The 20,902-nt window shown below is 62.5% G+C and carries 24 protein-coding genes; 16 read left to right on the forward strand and 8 right to left on the reverse strand.

Annotation, left to right across the window (positions count from 1 at the left end):
* The first annotated feature begins 95 nt into the window (after positions 1 to 95).
* Genes LCM24_RS11615 through LCM24_RS11645 form a run of 7 tightly spaced genes read left to right on the forward strand, consistent with a single transcriptional unit; the run spans position 96 to position 5,818 of the window.
* The gene (locus LCM24_RS11615; protein ID WP_224804515.1) at positions 96 to 554 is read left to right on the forward strand and encodes a hypothetical protein; all 459 of its coding nucleotides are present in this window, start codon (positions 96 to 98) and stop codon (positions 552 to 554) included.
* A gap of 7 nt (positions 555 to 561) precedes the next feature.
* Positions 562 to 1,512: an ABC transporter ATP-binding protein gene (locus LCM24_RS11620; RefSeq protein ID WP_224804961.1), complete on the forward strand. Its 951-nt coding sequence runs from the start codon at positions 562 to 564 to the stop codon at positions 1,510 to 1,512.
* A complete protein-coding gene (locus LCM24_RS11625; RefSeq protein ID WP_224804517.1) occupies positions 1,509 to 2,273 on the forward strand; it encodes an ABC transporter permease in 765 nt (254 codons plus the stop codon). Before LCM24_RS11620 ends, LCM24_RS11625 begins: the two co-directional genes overlap by 4 nt.
* 19 nt (positions 2,274 to 2,292) lie before the next feature.
* Positions 2,293 to 3,243: a YdiY family protein gene (locus tag LCM24_RS11630; RefSeq protein ID WP_224804519.1), complete on the forward strand. Its 951-nt coding sequence runs from the start codon at positions 2,293 to 2,295 to the stop codon at positions 3,241 to 3,243.
* Between the two features lies 1 nt (position 3,244).
* Positions 3,245 to 4,381: a tRNA guanosine(34) transglycosylase Tgt gene (gene tgt / locus LCM24_RS11635; RefSeq protein ID WP_224804521.1), complete on the forward strand. Its 1,137-nt coding sequence runs from the start codon at positions 3,245 to 3,247 to the stop codon at positions 4,379 to 4,381.
* Entirely contained in the window at positions 4,378 to 5,070 is a 693-nt protein-coding gene (locus tag LCM24_RS11640) for an SDR family NAD(P)-dependent oxidoreductase (RefSeq protein WP_224804523.1), read from the forward strand. Before tgt ends, LCM24_RS11640 begins: the two co-directional genes overlap by 4 nt.
* 19 nt (positions 5,071 to 5,089) lie before the next feature.
* Entirely contained in the window at positions 5,090 to 5,818 is a 729-nt protein-coding gene (locus tag LCM24_RS11645; RefSeq protein WP_224804525.1) for a M50 family metallopeptidase, read from the forward strand.
* Here LCM24_RS11645 and LCM24_RS11650 read toward each other — a convergent pair.
* The 7 genes from LCM24_RS11650 to purB form a co-directional block, all read right to left on the reverse strand.
* Positions 5,785 to 5,982 carry a hypothetical protein gene (locus tag LCM24_RS11650; RefSeq protein ID WP_224804527.1) on the reverse strand — a complete coding sequence of 66 codons (198 nt, stop codon included), beginning with the start codon at positions 5,980 to 5,982 and terminating at the stop codon, positions 5,785 to 5,787. The genes LCM24_RS11645 and LCM24_RS11650 overlap by 34 nt on opposite strands.
* A gap of 119 nt (positions 5,983 to 6,101) precedes the next feature.
* Entirely contained in the window at positions 6,102 to 6,716 is a 615-nt protein-coding gene (gene rpsD / locus LCM24_RS11655) for a 30S ribosomal protein S4 (RefSeq protein WP_090479793.1), read from the reverse strand.
* Positions 6,717 to 6,866: 150 nt separating this feature from the next.
* Positions 6,867 to 7,511, reverse strand: coding sequence for a phosphoribosylanthranilate isomerase (locus LCM24_RS11660; protein ID WP_224804529.1), 645 nt, complete (start codon positions 7,509 to 7,511; stop codon positions 6,867 to 6,869).
* A gap of 9 nt (positions 7,512 to 7,520) precedes the next feature.
* Positions 7,521 to 8,030, reverse strand: coding sequence for a GNAT family N-acetyltransferase (locus tag LCM24_RS11665; RefSeq protein ID WP_224804531.1), 510 nt, complete (start codon positions 8,028 to 8,030; stop codon positions 7,521 to 7,523).
* Entirely contained in the window at positions 8,027 to 8,701 is a 675-nt protein-coding gene (gene pyrF, locus LCM24_RS11670; RefSeq protein WP_224804533.1) for an orotidine-5'-phosphate decarboxylase, read from the reverse strand. The genes LCM24_RS11665 and pyrF overlap by 4 nt, the downstream gene beginning before the upstream one ends.
* Positions 8,698 to 9,045, reverse strand: coding sequence for a hypothetical protein (locus LCM24_RS11675; protein ID WP_224804535.1), 348 nt, complete (start codon positions 9,043 to 9,045; stop codon positions 8,698 to 8,700). Before LCM24_RS11675 ends, pyrF begins: the two co-directional genes overlap by 4 nt.
* Positions 9,046 to 9,108: 63 nt before the next feature.
* Positions 9,109 to 10,419 (reverse strand): adenylosuccinate lyase, encoded by a 1,311-nt coding sequence (gene purB / locus LCM24_RS11680; RefSeq protein ID WP_090479782.1) that lies wholly within the window; start codon positions 10,417 to 10,419, stop codon positions 9,109 to 9,111.
* A gap of 225 nt (positions 10,420 to 10,644) precedes the next feature.
* Between purB and LCM24_RS11685 the strand changes: the two genes are divergently transcribed.
* A complete protein-coding gene (locus LCM24_RS11685; protein WP_224804537.1) occupies positions 10,645 to 13,398 on the forward strand; it encodes a DUF3857 domain-containing protein in 2,754 nt (917 codons plus the stop codon).
* Between the two features lie 9 nt (positions 13,399 to 13,407).
* Here LCM24_RS11685 and radC read toward each other — a convergent pair whose 3' ends face one another.
* Positions 13,408 to 14,106: a RadC family protein gene (gene radC / locus LCM24_RS11690; RefSeq protein WP_224804539.1), complete on the reverse strand. Its 699-nt coding sequence runs from the start codon at positions 14,104 to 14,106 to the stop codon at positions 13,408 to 13,410.
* A gap of 74 nt (positions 14,107 to 14,180) precedes the next feature.
* Between radC and LCM24_RS11695 the strand changes: the two genes are divergently transcribed.
* The 8 genes from LCM24_RS11695 (at position 14,181) to LCM24_RS11730 (ending at position 20,808) form a co-directional block, all read left to right on the forward strand.
* Entirely contained in the window at positions 14,181 to 17,402 is a 3,222-nt protein-coding gene (locus tag LCM24_RS11695) for a YdbH domain-containing protein (RefSeq protein WP_224804541.1), read from the forward strand.
* A gap of 68 nt (positions 17,403 to 17,470) precedes the next feature.
* The gene (locus tag LCM24_RS11700; protein ID WP_090480285.1) at positions 17,471 to 17,650 is read left to right on the forward strand and encodes a YnbE family lipoprotein; all 180 of its coding nucleotides are present in this window, start codon (positions 17,471 to 17,473) and stop codon (positions 17,648 to 17,650) included.
* Between the two features lie 11 nt (positions 17,651 to 17,661).
* Positions 17,662 to 18,054, forward strand: coding sequence for a YdbL family protein (locus tag LCM24_RS11705; RefSeq protein WP_224804543.1), 393 nt, complete (start codon positions 17,662 to 17,664; stop codon positions 18,052 to 18,054).
* A 180-nt stretch (positions 18,055 to 18,234) separates the two neighbouring features.
* Positions 18,235 to 18,555, forward strand: a complete 321-nt coding sequence (locus LCM24_RS11710) for an AtpZ/AtpI family protein (protein WP_224804545.1) — start codon at positions 18,235 to 18,237, stop codon at positions 18,553 to 18,555.
* Between the two features lie 51 nt (positions 18,556 to 18,606).
* The gene (locus LCM24_RS11715; protein WP_318247370.1) at positions 18,607 to 19,398 is read left to right on the forward strand and encodes a F0F1 ATP synthase subunit A; all 792 of its coding nucleotides are present in this window, start codon (positions 18,607 to 18,609) and stop codon (positions 19,396 to 19,398) included.
* Positions 19,399 to 19,438: 40 nt separating this feature from the next.
* Positions 19,439 to 19,666, forward strand: a complete 228-nt coding sequence (locus tag LCM24_RS11720; RefSeq protein WP_006832363.1) for a F0F1 ATP synthase subunit C — start codon at positions 19,439 to 19,441, stop codon at positions 19,664 to 19,666.
* Positions 19,667 to 19,748: 82 nt separating this feature from the next.
* A complete protein-coding gene (locus LCM24_RS11725) occupies positions 19,749 to 20,243 on the forward strand; it encodes an ATPase (RefSeq protein ID WP_160594742.1) in 495 nt (164 codons plus the stop codon).
* On the forward strand, positions 20,236 to 20,808 hold the full coding sequence (locus LCM24_RS11730) for a hypothetical protein (RefSeq protein ID WP_224804547.1): 573 nt from the start codon (positions 20,236 to 20,238) through the stop codon (positions 20,806 to 20,808). The genes LCM24_RS11725 and LCM24_RS11730 overlap by 8 nt, the downstream gene beginning before the upstream one ends.
* The last annotated feature ends 94 nt before the right edge of the window (positions 20,809 to 20,902 follow it).

Below are 20,902 nucleotides of genomic sequence, written 5' to 3' on the forward strand. Positions count from 1 at the left end.
GGGATCGGTCCGCAGTCCGAACTTGGCTCTCCCGATCCTTGGCCTATGGTGACCGCGAGGTTCGAATCGCGACCTCAATTCAACGGAGGGACGCAATGAAATTTAGCGGTCTGGCAGCGGCTGCCGCATTCGCCATGAGCACGCCGCTCGCGGCGCAAAGCATGGTCGCAGCACCGAACGAAGCCTCGGCCAAACTGGGGCAGTGCCTGGTCGACAGGACTACCGGCAGCGATCGCACCCTTGTTGCGCGCTGGATGGCAGGCAGCATGGCGTCCTCACCGATGATGGAGGGCCTGGTCGAAGTCGATACCGCAGCGAAGGAGCAGGTCGATCGCGAGATGGCGGACCTCTTCGCGCGCTTGCTTACCAAGGACTGCAAGGCGCAGGCCAAGGTAGTCATGCAGAGCCGCGACCGGATGGGTATGCAGGCTGCGGGCGGTCGGCTCGGCGAGATCGCGATGGCGGAACTGATGATGGACCCGGCGGCCATGCAGGCGCTGATGGCGTACATCCAGTATATCGATCCCGCTGCCATGGCCGCGCTGGCCGAGTAGGAGCGCTATCCTGAGCTCGGACCCGATCCTCGAACTCGAAGGGCTGACCAAGGTCTACCCCGGCGGCCTGAAGGCGCTCGACAATGTCGACCTGACTATCCGCCGGGGAGAGATTTTCGCCCTGCTCGGGCCGAACGGTGCGGGCAAGACGACTCTGATCGGCGCGGTCTGCGGCCTTGTGCGGCCCACATCTGGCACCATGCGCGTTTTCGGGCATGACCTTGCTACCGAGTGGCGTCAGGCGCGTAGCCGGATCGGCCTTGTTCCGCAGGAACTGAGCACCGACATGTTCGAGCCGGTGAAGCGGGCTGTGGCCTATTCGCGCGGGCTGTTCGGACTCCCCCCCAATCCGGAGCGGATAGAGGAAATCCTGCGCTCGCTCAGCCTGTGGGACAAGCGGGACGAGCGGATCATGGCCCTATCTGGCGGAATGAAGCGCCGCGTGCTGATCGCCAAGGCGCTTGCGCACGAGCCGGACCTGTTGTTCCTCGACGAACCGACGGCGGGTGTCGACGTCGAACTGCGCAAGGGCATGTGGCGGATCATCGACGAGATGCGAGAGCGCGGCGTCACGGTCATCCTCACCACCCATTACATCGAAGAAGCCGAGGAAATGGCCGACCGCGTCGGCATCATCAGCGGCGGCCGCATCCTGATGGTGGACGAAAAAGACGCGATGATGTCGCGCCTCGGCCGGACGGAAGCGCATATCACGCTAGCGAAGCCGCTGGACGCTTTGCCGGCGGAACTGAGCCAATTGCCCGTCGAATTGGAAGATGGCGGCAACAAGCTTTGCTACCGCGGCGGTGACGGGACCGGAAAGGGCAAGGAAGAAGTCGCGGCCCTGACCAAGGCCCTTATCGCCGCAGGTATCGATTACACCGGCATCGACACGCGCGAGAGCAGCCTCGAAGACATTTTCGTCACCCTGCTGGGTGAAGACGGGGAGGCCGCATGATCAACTGGCGTTCGACCTGGTCCATCTACACGCGCGAACTGATGCGTTTCCTGCGCACGGCCTTCCAGTCCGTCCTTGCGCCGGTCCTGACCACCTCGCTCTATTTCATCGTTTTCGGTGCGGCCATCGGAGGGCGGATGCCTGACCTTGGCGGGGTGGATTACGGAGCCTTCATCATTCCGGGACTGCTGATGCTGACCTTGCTGGGCGAAACGACCAGCAATTCCAGTTTCGGCATCTACATGCCGCGCTTCACCGGCACGATCTACGAATTGCTCAGCGCGCCTGTCGGCGTTGGCGAGACCCTGATCGGCTTCGTCGGCGCAGCCATGACCAAGAGCCTTATCCTTGCGGCAATCATCCTCCTGACCGCGCGCCTGTTCGTCGACTATTCGATCGCTCACCCTTTGCTCGCGATAATCTACATCATGCTGGTGGCCGCAGCCTTCAGCCTTTTCGGATTCATCCTCGGGATCTGGGCCGATAATTTCGAGAAGCTCGGGATCATCCCGATGCTGTTCCTGACGCCGCTAACCTTCCTTGGCGGGACTTTCTATTCGATCGATATGCTGCCCAAGCCCTGGGACACGATCGCGCTGGCAAATCCGATCGTCTACCTCGTCAGCGGACTTCGCTGGACCTTCTACGGCAGCAGCGATGTGAACATCTGGGTCAGCTTCGGGATCACGCTCGCTTTCCTGGCGGCATGTACCGGCGTGATCGCCTATATCTTCAAGACAGGCTGGCGACTGCGCGCCTGACGCGCTAGGCGCGGGCGCCATGAAGAACCTGCGTCATATCCTGATAGCCCTTTTGGTCGGGTGCCTGGCTGTGCCCGCCAGCGCCGAGCTTCCCGAAGCCGCCCGCACAATGATCGAAAACGCAATCGCGACCGGCGATGCGGCCAAGGTGGATGCCGTGATCTCGGTAGCCCGCTCGAGCTTTCCCGACGATGCCGGTGAAATCGACACGCTGGAGAACGGCTGGAAGGCTACCCTTGCGAAACGCAACGCCGAGGCCGAGCAGGCGCGTATCGCGGCGATAGAGAATGCCGGGGCGCTCGACCTGTGGTCCGGCGAAGGCGAGATCGGTGGCTTCCAATCCTCCGGCAATACCGACAGCGTCGGCATCGCAGCGTCCCTCAAGATGAAGCGAGAAGGGATCGACTGGAGCCACCGCTTGCGCGCGCGCCTCGATTACCAGCGCCAGAACGGCCAGACGAGCCGCGAGCAGTACCTGCTCGCCTACGAGCCCCGCTGGCAGTTCAACGACCGCATGTTCATCTACGGCCTCGCACAATACGAGCGCGACAAGATCCAGGGCTTTTCCGGCCGGTATGCGGTCTCGGGCGGCGTCGGATACAAGCTGGTCGATAGCGACACGCTGGCGCTGTCGGTAAAGGCAGGCCCAGCCTACCGCGTTACAGAATATACCGACGGGCGGACGGAAAACCGCATTGCAGCTCTCGCAGGGCTCGATTTCGATTGGCAGATTTTCGAGCGTCTCTCTTTTACGCAGGACGCGAATGCCTTGGCAGAAACCGGCGGGGAAGCGCAGTTGATCGTCGACGGGTCCAACACCAGCCTGACCTTCATCAGCGGCCTCGATTTCGAGATCAGCAACCGCCTTCGTTCGCGTGTGTCGTACCAGATCGACTACGACAGCAATCCGCCGGTCGGGAAAGTTTCGACCGACACGCTGACCCGCGCCACTCTCATTTACGGGTTCTGACATGGCCAATCGGTTCGACTTCACGATCGACGCGACGGACGGCGCTGCGCGTACCGGGCGGATTTCCATGCTGCGCGGAGATATCCGCACGCCCGCCTTCATGCCCGTAGGCACCGCCGCCACGGTTAAGGCGATGAAGCCGGAGACGGTGCGCGCAACAGGCGCGGACATTATCCTTGGCAACACCTACCACCTTATGCTGCGCCCGGGTGCCGAGCGTGTCGCCAGGCTGGGCGGCCTCCACAAGTTCATGAACTGGGACCGGCCTATCCTGACTGACAGCGGCGGTTACCAGGTCATGAGCCTGTCGGACCTGCGCAAGCTTACCGAAAAGGGTGTCGAGTTCCGCAGCCACATCGACGGGTCGAAGCATATGCTTACCCCCGAACGCTCGATGGAGATCCAGCGATTGCTCGGCTCGGACATCGTGATGGCATTCGACGAGTGTCCGCGCGCCGATCGTCCGCGTGACGAAATTGCGGCGAGCATGGAAATGTCGATGCGCTGGGCACAGCGGAGCCGGGACGGGTTCGATGCGGGCGGAGAGCACGCCGAGCGATCCGCCCTGTTCGGTATCCAGCAGGGCGCTCTCGACGAGGAATTGCGCAAGATCAGCGCTGAGAAACTGACCGATATCGGCTTCGATGGCTACGCAATCGGTGGACTTGCCGTGGGTGAGGGGCAGGAGGCGATGTTCGCCACGCTCGATTTCGCGCCGGGCCAATTGCCGCAGGATCGGCCGCGTTACCTGATGGGCGTCGGCAAGCCGGACGACCTCGTCGGCGCGGTCGAGCGCGGGGTCGACATGTTCGATTGCGTCCTGCCGAGCCGGTCGGGACGGAACGGTCAGGCATTCACCTGGCATGGCCCGCTCAACCTTCGCAATGCGCGGTTCGCCGAGGACACGGGACCGCTAGACGAGAAATGCGCCTGTTCGGTTTGCGCGACCTATTCGCGTGCCTATCTCCATCACTTGCAGAAGTCGGGCGAAATCCTCGGAGCCATGCTGATGACCGAACACAATATCGCATTCTACCAGCAGCTGATGCAGGCCATGCGCGATGCGATTGGTGGCGGTACTTTCGCTGCCTTTGCGGCTGATTTTCGCTGGGATTACCTCGGAGACGCCAAGCAGTGACATGGCGCCGCGCAGCTGTGATCGGCGCATCCGGCAGCATTGGCGCAGCGATCGCCGACAAGCTTGAGGCGGGTGGAACCACGGTCCTGCGGTATGCCCGATCCGGCGATAGCGCACGCATCGACATCGAGGACGAAGGCAGCATCGCGGATGCTGCGGAACGGGCTGGCGAGAACGGGCCAATCGACCTCGTCTTCGTCGCCACGGGCTTTCTCCACGAGGAGGGTAGTGGCCCCGAAAAGGACTGGCGACACCTCGACGCGGAAAACTTCGCGCGCAATTTTGCAATCAACGTCACCGGTCCTGCATTGGTCGCCAAGCATTTCCTGCCGCTCCTGCCCGACGATCGCCGAGGCGGCTTTGCGGCGCTGTCGGCGAGGGTGGGGAGCATCTCGGACAACCGGCTCGGCGGTTGGTACGCCTATCGGGCGAGCAAGGCCGCGCTCAACATGATGGTGCGCAGCCTATCCATCGAACTGGCGCGCAAGAAGCCGGAGGCGTTCTGCGTCGGCCTCCATCCCGGCACGGTCGACACGCGGCTGAGCGAGCCGTTCCAGCGCAATGTTCCGGAAGGCAAGCTGTTCACGCCGGACTATTCGGCGGGGATGCTGCTCGATGTTCTGGGCTCGTTGAGCCCTTCGGACAGCGGGAAGTGCTTCGCCTATGACGGCGAGGAAATTCCGGCGTGATGGCTGCGAAAGGCTCTACATGACGAGATGGCGTTCGGGGGGAGGGCTTGGCTCCAGTGACCGCAGCGAGATAACCGCGCTGGTGGTGATGGCGATCGTCACGATCCTACTGTGGCATTCGCCTTACGGCGGATATCTGCTCTACCCGTTCACGATCCTGTCGACCTGGTTTCATGAAATGGGCCACGGCCTTGCGGCGATGGCATTCGGCCACGAATTCGAGCGCTTGGTCATTTTCCCCAACGGTTCGGGCTATGCTGCGCACCTGTCCGAGGGCGAGCCGTCCAGACTATCGAGTGCCCTGATCGCAGCCGCCGGGCTCTTGGGGCCGACATTCGCAGGATGCGCGCTCATCCTGTCCTCACGCACGAGGCGCGCTACACGGATTGCTCTGGTTGTGCTGGGCGGGGTGTTGTTGATCTCGACCCTTATCTGGGTGCGTTCCCTCACCGGATGGCTGGTCCTGCCCGCGGTCGGGCTGGCCTGCCTCTGGTTCGCTTTCAAAGCACAGGCCAACCAACGACATTTCGCGGTCCAGTTCCTTGGCGTGCAGGGCTGCATCAGCATCTATCGCGACTTTGGCTACCTGTTCAGCGAGGGCGGCATGCTCGGCGGGAGACCGCAGCTATCGGACACCGGTCATATCGCGCAGGCGCTGTTCCTGCCGTACTGGTTCTGGGGTGGCCTCATCACAGCGATTATCGTCGCGCTGATCTACTGGTCCTTGCGCTTGGCCCATTCGCGCTGACCGGGCTTTTCCTGCATTTCCAGGATCGTCCCGCGATAAGCCATGAAGCTTCCGCCGGGCCCCGTGAATCCGGCGCCGATTGCGTTTGCATTGCGCTGTGCATCGGTGAGCGAGGTATACCATTTGCCGATGCGATTGCGTGTCACGAAGCGATAGAAGACCATAGCATCGACACAACGTCAGGTCCGTGACTGGTTCCGACAACTTCTTGAAAATGCGACGAATAGAAACGAAAAAGGGCGGCCCCGCAGGACCGCCCTTTCGTGTTTCGTTGCCGAAGTGATCAGCGCGAATAGAATTCGACGACCAGGTTCGGTTCCATGGTGACCGGGTAGGGCACTTCGTCGAGCTTCGGCACGCGGGTGAAGGTCACCTTGTCGTTGCCGTCGGGTGCGACGTAATCGGGAATTTCACGCTCGGGCAGGCTCTGCGCTTCGATGACGAGAGCCATTTCCTTGGCCTTGCTGCCGAGGCTGACGACGTCGCCGACCTTGACGCGGGCCGATGCGATGTTGGTCTTCACGCCGTTGAGGTAGATGTGGCCATGGCTCACGATCTGACGGGCGGAGAAGATGGTCGGAGCGAACTTGGCGCGATAGACGACCATGTCGAGACGCTGTTCGAGCAGGCCGATCAGGTTCTGACCGGTGTCGCCCTTCATGGCCGACGCTTCCTTGTAGGTGCGCTTGAACTGCTTCTCGGTCACGTCGCCGTAGTAGCCCTTGAGCTTCTGCTTGGCGCGCAGCTGCAGGCCGAAGTCGCTCATCTTGCTCTTGCGGCGCTGACCGTGCTGGCCGGGGCCGTAGGAACGCTTGTTAACCGGCGAATTCGGACGACCCCAGATGTTTTCACCCATCCGGCGGTCGAGTTTGTACTTGGCGCTCTTGCGCTTCGACATAAGTCTTTCCTTCAATTTGCTGAGCGGACCCAATGTCCGCCATCCAACCCGGCATCGCACCGCTGGAAGATTGTTCCAGCGCGGCTACCGCTTCACCGGGGTGCGGAGCCAACTAGCGAAGGCGCGCGCATAGCAGGATTGTGCAGCGCGTCAAGCGTTGCGCGCTGCATCGCAGAAGGCGCGGATCAATTCCGGGTCCTTCTGGCCGGGCGCGGTCTCTACACCAGAGGAAGTGTCGAGCAATGGCGCGCCCGTCCGCTCCAGCGCATCTGCGACATTTGCGGGGGAAAGCCCGCCTGCAAGGCCCCATCCAGGCCTGCCGCGCCAGCCGGACAAGAGCGACCAGTCGAAACTGAGCCCCATGCCACCCGGGAGCGCCGCGTCCTTCGGCGTCCGCGCGTCGAACAGGAGCAGATCGGCGATCCCTCTATACGCCTGAACATTCTCGACGTCTTTGGCGGTTGCCACGGGAATCGCTTTCCAGACGGGTAAACCGAAACGATCCTTCACTTGCGCGACGCGTTCCGGAGTTTCTTCGCCGTGCAACTGGATGGCATCGAGGCGGCCGGCCCTGACGCTCTCGGCAATGAGACCGTCGTCCGCGTCCACGAACAGGCCGACGCGCCCGATGGACGAACCTGCACGCGCCGCCAGTGCCGCCGCAGCATGGCCATCGACGTTGCGCGGGGATGGCGGGAAAAACACCAGTCCAATGAAATCCGCTCGGGCCGCTATCGCCGCGTCGAGGGCATCAGGGGTTGAAATCCCGCAAATCTTGATGGCTACGCTGGTCATGAGCAGAACCTAGGAGTGCGAAAGCCGCTTTGCCAGCACGGCGAATTCCAATGGCGGATCGCGCGGGACCGGGAAAGGGCGCGTTTCGCCCGTCCGTTCATATCCGCGCCGCTCGTACCAGGATATAAGGGAGGAACGCTGCGTAATCACGGTCATCTCCAGCGTTTCTATACCGCGTTTCAAAGCTGCCAGTTCAGCCGCTTCGAGCAGCATTCCGCCAAGCCCTCCCGACTGCATCGTTGGCGCGACGCACAGCATGCCGAGATAGCCGCTTGCCGCGTCGAGCTGTGTCACGGCAACGCAGCCGATCGGCGCTCCGGCATTGCCCCGGGCCAGCTGGAAGCTGACCTTCTCGCTTTCGATGAGGCGCTCGATCTCTTCGAGAGAAGTGCGTTCGTCGTCGAGGAGGTCGGCTTCGTGGTTCCAGCCCTGCCGCGCGCTGTCGCCGCGATAGGCGCTCTCTATGAGGAGCTTGATCTCGGCGGCATCCGCAAGGGATGCCTCGATAATGGAAGTCAAAGAGTGGCCTCGATCGCGCGGGCCGCTTCGGCGGGATCGTCCGCCCGGCTGATGGGCCGTCCGATGACGAGGACGCTGGCGCCGTCATCGCGCGCCTGGCGTGGTGTCACAACGCGTTTCTGGTCACCCATCGCGCTGCCAGCCGGACGCAAGCCGGGGACGACGAAGTAGCCGTCTTTCCATTGGTCGTGTACGGCTTTCACCTCGTGACCTGAACACACGATCCCGTCGAGCCCGCTGTCTTTGGCAAGTTCCGCGAGACGCATGACCTGATCGTGCGCCGTGCCCTGGACGCCGGTGCGCTGCAAATCGCGGTCATCCATGCTGGTGAGCATAGTGACGCCGACTACCTTCGTGTTCTCTCCCGCAGCAGCCTTCGCGTCTTCCATCATCGCGCGTCCGCCGCTGGCATGGATGGTTACAATCGAAGGTTCGAGCTGGTGGATCGCGTGCATCGCACCGGCCACCGTGTTCGGGATGTCGTATAGCTTGAGATCGAGGAAGATCGGCAGGCCGAGCTGTCCGATCATGTGTACTCCGTGCGCGCCATGCGCGCAGAAGAATTCCAGTCCCAGCTTGATCCCGCCGACGTGCGCCTTGACCTTTTCTGCCAGCGCAACTCCATCGCGCAGGCGAGGGACGTCGAGAGCGAGATAGACAGGGTTGCTCATGACCGCGTGTCTGATTCCGGATTTACAGGATTGGCAGGCTCGGCGACAGTCGAGGCCGCTGGCGTAGGTGCGGGGCGATCGTCGGCACGCGGTGCCACCATTTGCGAAGTCGCTTGCTCAAGCGCGGTGATCCGGCGCGTGTGACGCCAGCGTACTCCGCGATGATAGAGCCACATCGGCACGATCCCGATCAGGAAAGACACGATGACGAGGGCAGGCACGCGGGTGTCCCAGACGATGCCAGGCCAGATGCGCACATCGATCTGCTTGTCCCAATTGCCGAAGGAAAAGGCGAGGATCGCCACCAGCAGTGCAATCCACAGGATCGTTCGGACGATTTGCATTTCTTAGCTACCCCTCACCGGTTTTCCGGCAATGCTAGGCGCACACCAGACGTGCCGCAAGGCTCAGCCGAAAACGCGGTCGAAGATCGTGTCGACCTGCTTGAAGTGGTAATCGAGGTCGAAGCGTTCCTCGAGCTGCTCGTTCGTCAGCGCAGCGGTCACCTCCTCGTCCTGCTTGAGCAGGTCGAGCAGCATCAGCCTGCCATCCGATTCCCACACCTTCATCGCGTTGCGCTGGACGAGGCGATAGGCGTCCTCGCGGCTCACGCCGTTCTGGGTCAAGGCAAGCAGGACGCGCTGCGAATGGATGAGGCCGCCCATGCGATCCATGTTGGCCTGCATGCGCTCAGGATAGACGAGCAGCTTGTCGACCACGCCGGTGAGGCGCGCGAGAGCGAAATCGAGCGTGATGGTCGCATCGGGGCCGATGAACCGCTCGACCGAGGAATGCGAAATATCGCGCTCGTGCCACAGCGCCACATTTTCGAGTGCCGGCAGGGCGTAGGCGCGGATCATGCGGGCCTGGCCGGTCAGGTTTTCCGTCAGGATCGGGTTGCGCTTGTGCGGCATTGCCGACGAGCCCTTCTGCCCCTTCGAGAAGAATTCCTCGGCCTCGAGAACTTCGGTGCGCTGCAAGTGGCGGATTTCCACCGCAACGCGCTCGATCGATCCGGCGATCACCGCGAGTGTGGCGAAATACATGGCATGGCGATCACGCGGAATGACCTGCGTGGAAACCGGCTCCGGCTTGAGGCCCAGCTTTTCCGCGACATATTCTTCCACGCTCGGATCGATATTGGCGAAGGTGCCGACCGCGCCGGAGATCGCGCAGGTCGCGATTTCCTCGCGCGCAGCCAGCAAACGGGTCTTGCAGCGATCGAACTCGGCATAGGCCTGCGCGAGCTTGAGACCGAAGGTTACCGGCTCTGCATGAATGCCATGACTGCGACCGATAGTGGGGGTATATTTGTGTTCCTCGGCGCGGCGCTTGATCGCGGCCAGCAGCTGGTCGAGGTCTTCGAGCAGCAGGTCGGTCGAACGCGCCAGCTGGACCGCCAGTGTCGTGTCGAGCACGTCGGAACTGGTCATGCCCTGGTGCATGAAGCGCGCTTCGTCGCCGACATTTTCCGCGACCCAAGTGAGAAAGGCGATCACGTCGTGCTTGGTTACCGCTTCGATCGCGTCGATCGCTTCGACGTCGATCTTGGGGTCGGTTGCCCACCAGTCCCAAAGGGCCTTTGCCGCGCTTTTGGGGACGACGCCAAGCTCGCCGAGTTTCTCGGTCGCGTGCGCCTCGATCTCGAACCAGATGCGATACTTCGCCTCCGGCTCCCAGATGGCGGTCATGGCTGGACGGGCATAGCGGGGGACCATCGGTCGACTCCGAGTCTTGTGATTGGGGTGCAGGGCAGCGCGCTAGGCAAGGGCGCGCGCGCTGGCAAGGGGAGCGGCGGCATGCATTCGAAATATTGGTGAACAGGCGGTTTCCCAGTCCCACTCACTGTCATTGCATGTAGTTCCAATTGCGGTAAGTTGTTCTGCATGAACGATCAGACGATACTTCCGATTTCTCGAACAAGCCTGGCTGCATCGGCCGCGATGGCCATTATTCTGGCGGCTCCTGCCAATGCGGGTGAAGCCGTTCTTTATGGACCGGCGCCCGATTGGGTTGACGCTGCAACGCTTGACCTTGTCGACGTGGAGGACGCGCCGTCGACGCTGATCTACGACTGGCAGCAGCGCCTCGAGGATGGTGTCGTCACCGAATACGAAGATGCCGCGATCCGCATCGACAATCCCGAGTTACTCATGGACCACGGGACTGTTTCGCTTTCCTGGCTGCCCGACAAGGGCGACCTGACTGTGCATCGGGTCGAGATCATCCGCGCAGGCCAGAGCATCGATGTCATCGGCGGAGGGACACAATTCGAAGTTATCCGCCGCGAACGTGGCCTTGAGCAGCGTCTGCTCGACGGACAGCTTACCGCAACGCTTGCCGTGTCGGGCTTGCAGGTCGACGACATCCTGCGGGTGACGCACTCGGTCACGGTAGACGACCAGGCGCTCGGCGATGAAATGCAGGCGTCGCAGTACCTTTTCCAGGAACCGTGGCAGGTCGGCTTCTCACGGGCGATCGTCAGCTGGCCGCAAGATAGTGAAGTATACTGGCGGGCCGAAGATGTAGCCGGTGTAGAGCCTCCTGTAGTGGTCGACGGCTATAAGACGCTCACTATCGCGCTGCCGATAGACGAGCTTCCCGATATGCCTGGCGATGCCCCGTCGCGCTTCAATCGCGATCCGGTTTTGCGGGTCGGGACCTTCGCGGACTGGCAGGATTTGTCGCGCGCCTTCGCTCCGCATTACCAGGCAGCGGCCGAGGTCGCTGACGACAGCGACGTCGCCGCCAAGGCTCGCGAAATCATGGCCGCTACCAGCGATCCGCTCGAGCGCACGGCCTTGGCAGTGCGGCTGGTTCAGGACGAGGTGAGCTACCTTCTCAATGGTCTCGATGGCGGCAATTACATGCCGCAGTCGGCTGACGAGACGTGGGAGAAGCGCTACGGAGACTGCAAGGCCAAGTCGGTCCTTTTGTACTCCCTGCTGTCGCAAATGGGTATCGACGCGATCCCGGTGCTTGTCTCCACCAGGGGAGGCGATGCGATCCCCGAATTGCTGCCGATCCCTGGCAATTTCGATCATATGATCGTGCGCGCAAACATCGACGGCACGGATTACTGGCTCGATGGCACCAGCACCGCAACGCGCTTGTCCAACATCGGCGAAGTCCCGGCATTCTTCTATGCCCTGCCATTGCCCGAAGCGGGGGCGGACCTCGTCCCGATGACTCAGCGGCGCAAGGCGTCGCCGGACATGGTGATGGAAGCGACCTCGGATTATTCGGCCGGGATCGATTTTCCCGCGCTCTTTTCGCTGACGATGCAAATTTCAGGACCGCAGGGAGCAACGCTCAGGGCGGCTGCGGATGAAGCCGACGAGGAGCAGCTCAAGCGTTTCGCTTCGAGTTTCGCGTCGGGGCCGGGCGGGGCGCTGACATCGGTTTCCCTTTCCTATGACGACGACCGGGCCGTAGGGATCCTGACCGCCGAAGGCATCATGGCCAGCGACTTTTCCTGGGCTGACGGGCGGATGCGCCTCGCATCGGACCAGACCGACAAGTTCGCCTTCAATCCCGACCGTGCGCGTGCCGAATGGCGCAACATTCCGGTCCAGACCGGCGGCCCTCAATACAACCGCGTCAACGCCTCCGTCATCCTGCCGGAGGGAATGGACAATTTCGAGGCAACCGGCGATGCCGTAATCGACGAAGGCTTTGCGAATACCGCCATCTACGGCACTCGCGCTATTGAAGGGAATGTCATCCGTTTCAGCGTCGACGTATGGAACGACCTAGGCGAAATCCCCGCGTCCGAGCTTCCGGCGCATAAGCGCAAGGTGCGCCAGCTCAACGCGCTGGAGGCCGAGGTACTTGCGCCAGAGGATTTCGCATGGCGCTGGGAAATCGATAGCGCCACCTTGGCCAAGCGCGTGAAACCGCTCCTCGATGCTTATGACCGGGCCGTGGATTTCTCGGCCGCCGACGACTGGGGGCCGCTTACCCAGCGTGCGACCTTCAAGGCGCAGATTTTCGACTGGGACGGAGTGCTTGCCGACCTCGACACGCTCATCGCCAATCAGCCGAGCGCATATCTGCATAGCTGGCGCGGCGGAGTCCACGAGGCGCTCGGCGACCGCGAGGCCGCAATTGCCGATGCACAGGCCGCCTATGACCTGGACCCGAGCACGTATTTCGCGCTCAATCTCGCAGAGCTCTTGGCTTACGGCGGAAAGCGTGACGAGGCACTCGACCTGCTGGCAGACCTTCCCGTCAGCGACGATGAGGAAGGCTCATACGCCAGTACCTTCGCCACCGTTGCCGGTCTCGCCGGTCGCACGGACGATGCGATTGCAGCGCTGGAAGAGCAGGTGGCGGACAAGCCGACCAATGCGTCGGTCCTGAATGCGGATTGCTGGTTCCGCGGACTGTTCAATATCCAGCCGGAAACCGCCCTGTCTTCCTGCACGAAAGCCATCGAACGCGCGACGAACAGCGCGCCGATGCTCGATAGCCGGGCGATGGTCAGCTACCGGATGGGCGATTACGACGCTGCGCTCAGCGACCTCGACAGCGCTCTGGAACTGGCGCCGGGCCTGTCCGCATCGCTATACCTGCGCGGTATCGTGCGCCTTGAAAAAGGTGACAAGGCCGGCCGTACGGATGTCGAGCGGGCGCTGCGCATGGCACCAGAATTGGCGGCCAAATATGCGATGCACGGGGTCGTCCCGAAGAACTGAGGGTACAGCCTAGATCAAGCCCTTGGCGCGCAGCGATACGTGGCTGCCGCGCCCCATGATCACGTGGTCGTGCACGGTGATGTTGAGCAGGCGGCCCGCCTCGGCGATCCGGTTGGTGATCTGGATGTCCGCGCGGCTGGGTTCGGGGTCGCCGCTCGGGTGGTTGTGGACCAGGATCAGGGCCGACGCACCGATGTCGAAGGCCTTGCGGATCACCTCGCGCGGATGGATCGCCGCTTCGTCCACCGATCCTTCTGCCGCCAGGTGGTCGAGAATTAGCCGGTTGCGGGTGTCGAGGTAGAGCACGCGCACGCGCTCGTGCTTCAAATGGCTCATGTCGATGGCGAGATAATCGATCAGGGCCTGCCAGCTGCCGAGCACGGGCTGCTGTTCGATTTCGCCGCGCGCCATGCGGCGGGCCGACAGGGCAATGGCGTGCAATGTGGCGGCGCTGGCATCGCCCATGCCCTTTACCTGCGCCAAGGCACCCGGGTCCGCATTCAGCACGCCGGAGAAGGAGCCGAACCGTTCGATCAGGCGCTTTGCCAGCGGTTTGGTATCCCCTTGCCGGAATGCGCCGAAAAGCAGGTATTCGAGCAGCTCGTAATCGGCCAACGCCTCCGCGCCGCCGTTAAGCAGGCGGCTTCGCAACCGCTCGCGATGACCGGCGCCGGCATGCGGCTTTGCATTGCTGGTTTCCTGCGGCAAATTCGACCCCCGAAGCGCGACCTTTCAAATGCTTGCATTGCCTTCGCGCTGCGATGGGCGCAAGTGTGCACGCGATGGAAGAGGTCGCACCGCCCCCACATTCCGATTCCCGGCCGCGGTGGCGCAAGAAACGCTATGCCGCGCCCGGCCTTACGCTGCTGGTGCTGCTGGCCCTGTCGCTGACCGCGTGGTCGAGCCGCGAATCCATCGCCGACGATTTTATCCGCGACCAGCTCGACGCATACGGGGTCGAAGCGACGTACGAGATCGAACGGATCGGCGGGCAGACGCAAATCCTTCGCAACGTGGTGGTCGGCGATCCTGACAGGCCGGATTTCACGGCCGAGAAGGTCATTCTCGAACTGGAGCACCGCTTGGGCCTGCCGTCGGTCGGCAGCGTCGAACTGGTCGCGCCGCGCTTGTTCGGCACGTATCGCGACGGGCAGCTGAGTTTCGGTGCACTCGACCCGATCGTTTTCGACGATAGCGGCGAATCGACGGGATTGCCCGAGTTACGCCTCTCCATTCGCGACGGGCGCGGCCTACTCGAAACCGATTTCGGCAATGTGGGATTGAAGCTGGAAGGCGCAGGTCCGCTGCGTGACGGATTCGCGGGTGTCCTTGCGGCCACCGCGCCCGATTTCACCGCGTCGGGCTGCGACCTGTCGGGAGCGACGCTGTTCGGTGAAATCACGACGGCTGCAGGAGCACCCGGTTTCAACGGTCCCTTGCGAGTCGAAGAGCTTGCCTGCGGGGATGACGGCGTGACGGTCGCGAACGTCGTCGCACAGCTGGAAGCGGACCTCGAACCCTCGCTGGCGGATCCAAAGATCGCTGCCCGTTTCGATACCGATGCATTCACGCTTCCGGGCGTTGCGGCCCAGTCCCTGTCAGGGAACCTGCGCGTGCAGCTAAGGGATGACGATCTTGCCGGAAGCTATACGATTGCTGCCCGCGGCGTCGCCAACGAACAGGTCATGGCAGCGCTGCTGACCGCCGATGGGGATGTGCGCGGCAGGGATGGCTTCTCGCGCATCGAGATCGACAGCACTGTCGAAGGCAATGGCCTGCGGCTCGGGCCTGCGCTGATCGCATCGGTGGAGAGCCTTGCGAGCACCGGCGAGGGTACGCTGGTCGAACCGATCGCGCGGAAAATCGCTGCCGCATTGCAGGCGCAGACCCGGGGCAGCTCGCTTCAGGGTCGCATTCGTGTGAGCCGGACGGACGATGCGCTGACCCTGCTCGTTCCCGAAGCCGAAGTTCGCGGCGGGCAGGGCGCAAGGCTGCTGTCCGTTTCGCGGTTTGAGGCGAGCAGGCAGGGCGATACGCCGATGCGCTATTCGGGCAATCTGGCGACCGGCGGACCCGGCATCCCGCGCATTTCCGGGCGGATGGAGCGAAGAACCGAGAGCGGACCTGCATTCCGCCTGTCCATGGCCCCCTATGAAGCAGGCGTGGCGCGCCTCGCCATTCCGAGCCTGTCGATCGTCCAGTCCGATCGCGGCGCATTGGGCTTTTCGGGCGAAATCGAGGCAAGCGGGCCGCTTCCGGGCGGCGCGATCGATGGTCTGTCGATGCCGGTGTCGGGCCGATATGAGCCCGGTGGCAGCCTGGCCCTATGGCGGGATTGTACGCGCCTGTCTTTCCGCCGGCTAGCCGTGTCGAACCTCAATATCGAAGGTCCAGGCCTGACCCTGTGCCCGCCGCCCGGCAAACCGATCCTCGCTTACTCGTCCAGCGGGTTGCAGCTTGCTGCGGGTGCGCCGCAACTGGACGTGAGGGGAACCCTCGCGGATACGCCGATACGCATTGCCAGCGGGCCGGTCGCCTTCGCCTGGCCCGGCGTGGTGAAGGCGCGCGATCTCGATGTCGTGCTCGGCCCCGAGGCTACGGCGAGCCGTTTTGCGATCACCGATCTGGATGCGCGGCTTGGCGAGAATATCGAAGGTAATTTCTCCGATGCCGAGATCACCCTTGCATCCGTGCCGCTGGATATCCGCAACGCCCGCGGCGACTGGTCCTATGCGGGCGGGGTCTTTGCGATTGCCGATGCCGCGTTCCGCCTGCTTGATAGGGCAGAGCCAGACCGGTTCGAACCGCTAGAAGCGCGCGAGGCATCGCTCGCCCTGCGCGACAATATCATCACCGCGCAGGCCGACCTGCGCGAGCCGGAGAGCGACCGTCTCGTTACCGCAGTGGATATCGACCATAATCTCGGCACGGGAGCAGGATCGGCGCGGCTGGTGGTGGACGACCTGCTGTTCAACGACCGGCTGCAATTCGCGGACCTCACGCCGCTCGCGCTCGGCGTAATTGCCAATGCGCAAGGGTCTATCGACGGGGAAGGGCGCATCGCCTGGTCCGCCGATGGAGAGGTGACCAGCAGCGGCGCGTTTTCGACCGACAGCCTCGATTTTGCGGCCGCCTTCGGCCCGGTAAAAGGCGCAAGCGGGACTATCCGTTTCACCGACCTCCTCAATCTGACGACCGCTCCCGGCCAGAAGCTGCGCGTCGCGTCGATCAACCCGGGGGTCGAGGTGCTGGACGGCGAAATCGAGTTTGCGCTTCGAAACGGCGAAGTCCTTGCCATTGCAGGCGGCAGCTGGCCCTTCATGGGCGGACGCCTTGTCCTGCGAGACTTCGACTTCAACCTCGGTGTCGAGGAAGAGCGTCGCTACGTTTTCGAGATCATCGGGTTGGAAGCGGCGCAGTTCGTCGCCCAGATGGAGCTGGAGAACATCTCCGCCACCGGCACATTCGACGGGACGGTCCCGATCGTGTTCGACAGCGACGGCAATGGCCGGATCGACGAAGGCATTCTCATTTCGCGGCAGCCGGGAGGCAATCTCTCCTATGTCGGCGACCTGACCTACGAAGACCTCTCGGCAATCGCCAATTTCGCCTTCGATGCGCTGCGAAGCATGGATTACTCGCAAATGCGCGTGGTTATGGAAGGACCGCTTGCGGGCGAGATCGTTACTCGCGTGCGCTTCGACGGCGTGCAGCAGGGCGAGGGCGCGAAACGCAACATCATCACCCGCCAGATCGCCAAGCTGCCGATCCAGTTCCGGATCAACATCCGCGCACAATTCTATCAGCTGCTGACCTCCATGAAGGCGCTCTACGACCCTTCGGCCGTCCGCGACCCGCGTGAGCTGGGATTGCTGAGCGACGACGGGCAGCGCCTGTTGCGCCGTTCCATCACCGGCGAGGAAGCCGCACCCGAAGTCGACCCGGAAGATGTCATTCCGGATGAACCCACCATTCAGGACCAGGAAAGCGAGGATGCGCGATGATACGAGCATATTTGACTGACCCTTCGCCCCTTGCGACAAGCGAATTCATGCAGATCACGGGGGCCACGATGGGCAGACGGTTATTGGCGATTGCGGCGGTTCCGCTCGCGCTGGGTGGGTGCATCACAGTCGAGGCACCGACCGAGCCGATCGTGATCGAGTTGAACGTCAATATCCGCCAGGAAGTGATTTATCGGCTTGCCGAAGATGCCGGCGACACGATCGAGAATAATGCGGATATCTTTTGATGGGTGAACATATGACCAGGTCGATTATCAAGACTGCACTCGGTGCGGCCGCCGTCGCAACCGCGCTTGGCGGCATCGCATCTCCCGCTTTCGCCCAGCGCGACCCCGCCTATGCCGCGGCGCGCGCGGCCGGGCAGGTCGGTGAGAAGATGGACGGCTATCTCGGCATCGTCGGCGCGGAAACCGCCGAATTGCGCCGCGTCGTCAACGATATCAACATCAAGCGCCGCGCCGTTTATGCAGAGCGTGCGCAGGCGAATAACGCAACTCTGGAAGAGTACGCGCTGACGGCCGGTTGCCAGGCGATTCTCGCCACTACCCCGGGCGAAAAATACCAGGCACCCGACGGCACCTGGCAGACCCGTACCAGCGCGGCTCCCATGCGCGATTCGCGTTGCCCGTAAGGCCGTTTGGCGGGTGCACGAAGCGGGCTGCCTGCGGAACGCTAGTCACTAAGTCCTAGAAACACGCAATTCACACCCCCTTCGTGTTGACTCGCCAATGCCCCCCTTCTAAGGGGGCGGCGCCCTTGGCGGGCAAGTCCCTGCGCGTGCCGCGCAACCCCCTGTAGTAAGGAGCAAGGCATGAGCGAAGACAAACCCGCACGGGAACCCATCGAGGAGGATGCGCGGATCGACGCGCTGGAAAAACGGCTAGCAGCCGCCCAGCAGCGCGAAGAGCAGCGTAACCGACCCCAAGGCTCCGGAGCCGATGCGAATTATCGCAGTGGAAACCGGGTATTGGCGGATCTTCTCGGCGGGCTTCTTGGCGGTACGGTGATCGGATATGCCATCGGCTATTTTACCGGCACCGACCCGTGGGGTCTGTTGGTCGGGCTGTTCCTCGGGATAGTCGTGGCTTTCAGGAACATCATCCGCGCGGCAAATCAGGGCCCCGGCGAATAATCCGCAAGGATTTCCGGGGCTTTCGTTACAGGATTTGAAGGACTAACTGACGTGGCAGCCGAACAGGCCAAAGTCGATCCGATGTACCAGTTCACCATCAAGCCGCTCGGCGGTTCGGATGAGTGGGCCCTGGGCGAAGGCTTCAACATCGCCTTCACCAACAGTGCAATGTGGATGCTCATCACGACCGTGGTGCTCTTCCTCTTCGTGCTGGGCGGAATGAGGCGCCAGCTGGTCCCGGGCCGCTGGCAGATGATGGTGGAAACCTTCACCGGCTTCATCGACAACATGCTCGAAGCGAACATCGGCAAGGCAGGGCGCAAATACGTGCCTTACGTCTTCAGCCTGTTCATGTTCATCCTCTTCGCGAACCTGCTCGGCCTCCTGCCGCTCGGTGTCGTGGGCGTTCACCCGTTCACCTTCACGAGCCACTTCACCGTCACCGGTGTGCTCGCAATCATCAGCTTCTCGATCGTCCTGCTGGTCGGGTTCTGGAAGCACGGCTTCCACTTCTTCAGCCTCTTCGTGCCGCACGGCACGCCGCTGCCGATGATCCCGGTCATCGCACCGATCGAATTCATCTCCTTCATGGTCCGTCCGTTCAGCCTGGCCCTGCGACTTTTCGTTGCAATGATGGCCGGCCACGTCCTGCTGGAAGTCCTTTCCAGCTTCGTAATCGACGGCACCAACGCCGGCGTAGGCTTCGGCCTCCTCGTCGGCCTCCCAAGCTTCATCCTGATGATCGGCATCTGCGCGCTCGAACTGCTCGTCGCCGGTATCCAGGCCTACGTCTTCGCGCTGTTGACTGCACTGTACATCAACGACGCCGAAAACCTTCACTAAGACCTTTCAACAATACACGTTTTTCCCAAAGGAGTTTGTCATGGAAATGGAAGCTGCAAAGCTCATCGGTGCGGGCCTCGCGGCGATCGGTGCCGGTATGGCTGCGATCGGCGTTGGTAACGTCTTCGGTTCGTTCCTCGAAAGCGCGCTGCGCAATCCGGGTGCTGCCGACGGCCAGCAGGGCCGCCTGTTCATCGGCTTCGCCGCTGCCGAGCTTCTCGGCCTGCTGGCGTTCGTCGTTGCCATGATCCTGATCTTCGTCGCCTAATCGACGACAATCGAGATCGCGCCGGTCGGGTCTGACCCGGCCGGTGCATTGAATTTCCCGTACCCGCTTTTCGAGAGCTGAGATGCCACAGATAGCACAGCTTGCCGATACATGGTCCAGCCAGGTTTTCTGGTTGCTCGTGTTTTTCGGCATCACTTTCTTCGTTGTCGGCAACCTCATGGTGCCCAAGGTGATGAGTACCGTCGCTGAACGCGATGGCCAGATCGCTGCCGACCTCGCCGCTGCCAAGGCCGCGCGCGATGCTGCCGACGAGCAGGAAGAGGCATGGCGGGTGCGTGAGAACGAGAACCGCGCTGCCGCGCAGGCAATCGTTGCCAAGGCCAAGGACGAGGCTGCGGCCAAGTCCGAGAAGAAGCTGAAGGCGGCGCAAACGCGTATCGACAAGAAGCTGGCCGATGCGGAAGCTCGGATCGGCGACGCCCGGACGGAAGCGCTGGCAGAAGTCGAAAGCGTTGCCGTCGAAGCTGCGCAGGACATCGTCAAGACGCTTGCCGGCGTCAAGGTTACCAAGCCTGTCGCAACCAAGGCGGTGAAGGAGGCCATGGCAAATGGCTAACACGACTGTTCCCGAAGTGTTTGCGACCGAGGCTGCAGAAGCCACTGTCGAGGTCGACGCCGGTGCCGGCAAGCATGTAGAGCCGATGCTGTGGGGCCTTGCGCCCTACCAGTGGGTCTCGATTTCCATGCTGGTCCTGCTCCTGTTCGCCTTCTTCGGTGCCAAGGTGCACAAGACGATCGCAGGCGGCCTCGACGGCAAGATCGCAGCGATCAAGCAGCAGCTCGACGAAGCCAAGCAGCTTCGTGCCGAAGCAGAAGCGCTTCGCAAGGAGTATGCCGACAAGATTGCCGGTGCCGAAAAGGACGCCGAAGCCATGCTGGAGAATGCCCAGCATGAAGCCGATGCGATCCTGGAAAAGGCGGAAGCCGACAGCAAGGCGATGGTCGAACGCCGCAAGCGCATGGCGGAAGACAAGATCGCTGCTGCCGAACGCGAAGCCGTCGAAGACGTCCGCAATCGCGCAGCGCTGGCTGCCACTTCGGCCAGCCGCAAGCTGATCGCCGAAAAGCACGATGCGGAAGCGGACAAGGCACTGGCCGACAAGGTTATCGCCGGGATCTGATCTCGCTCTCAAGCGACACGGAAATAGCGCGCGAAGCCTCGGGTTTCGCGCGCTTTTTCGTTGTTTGAAGGGAAGGGGCCGGGCTCGCGGTCCG

It is taken from the genome of Qipengyuania aquimaris (genome assembly GCF_020171965.1).
GTDB lineage: Bacteria > Pseudomonadota > Alphaproteobacteria > Sphingomonadales > Sphingomonadaceae > Qipengyuania > Qipengyuania aquimaris_A.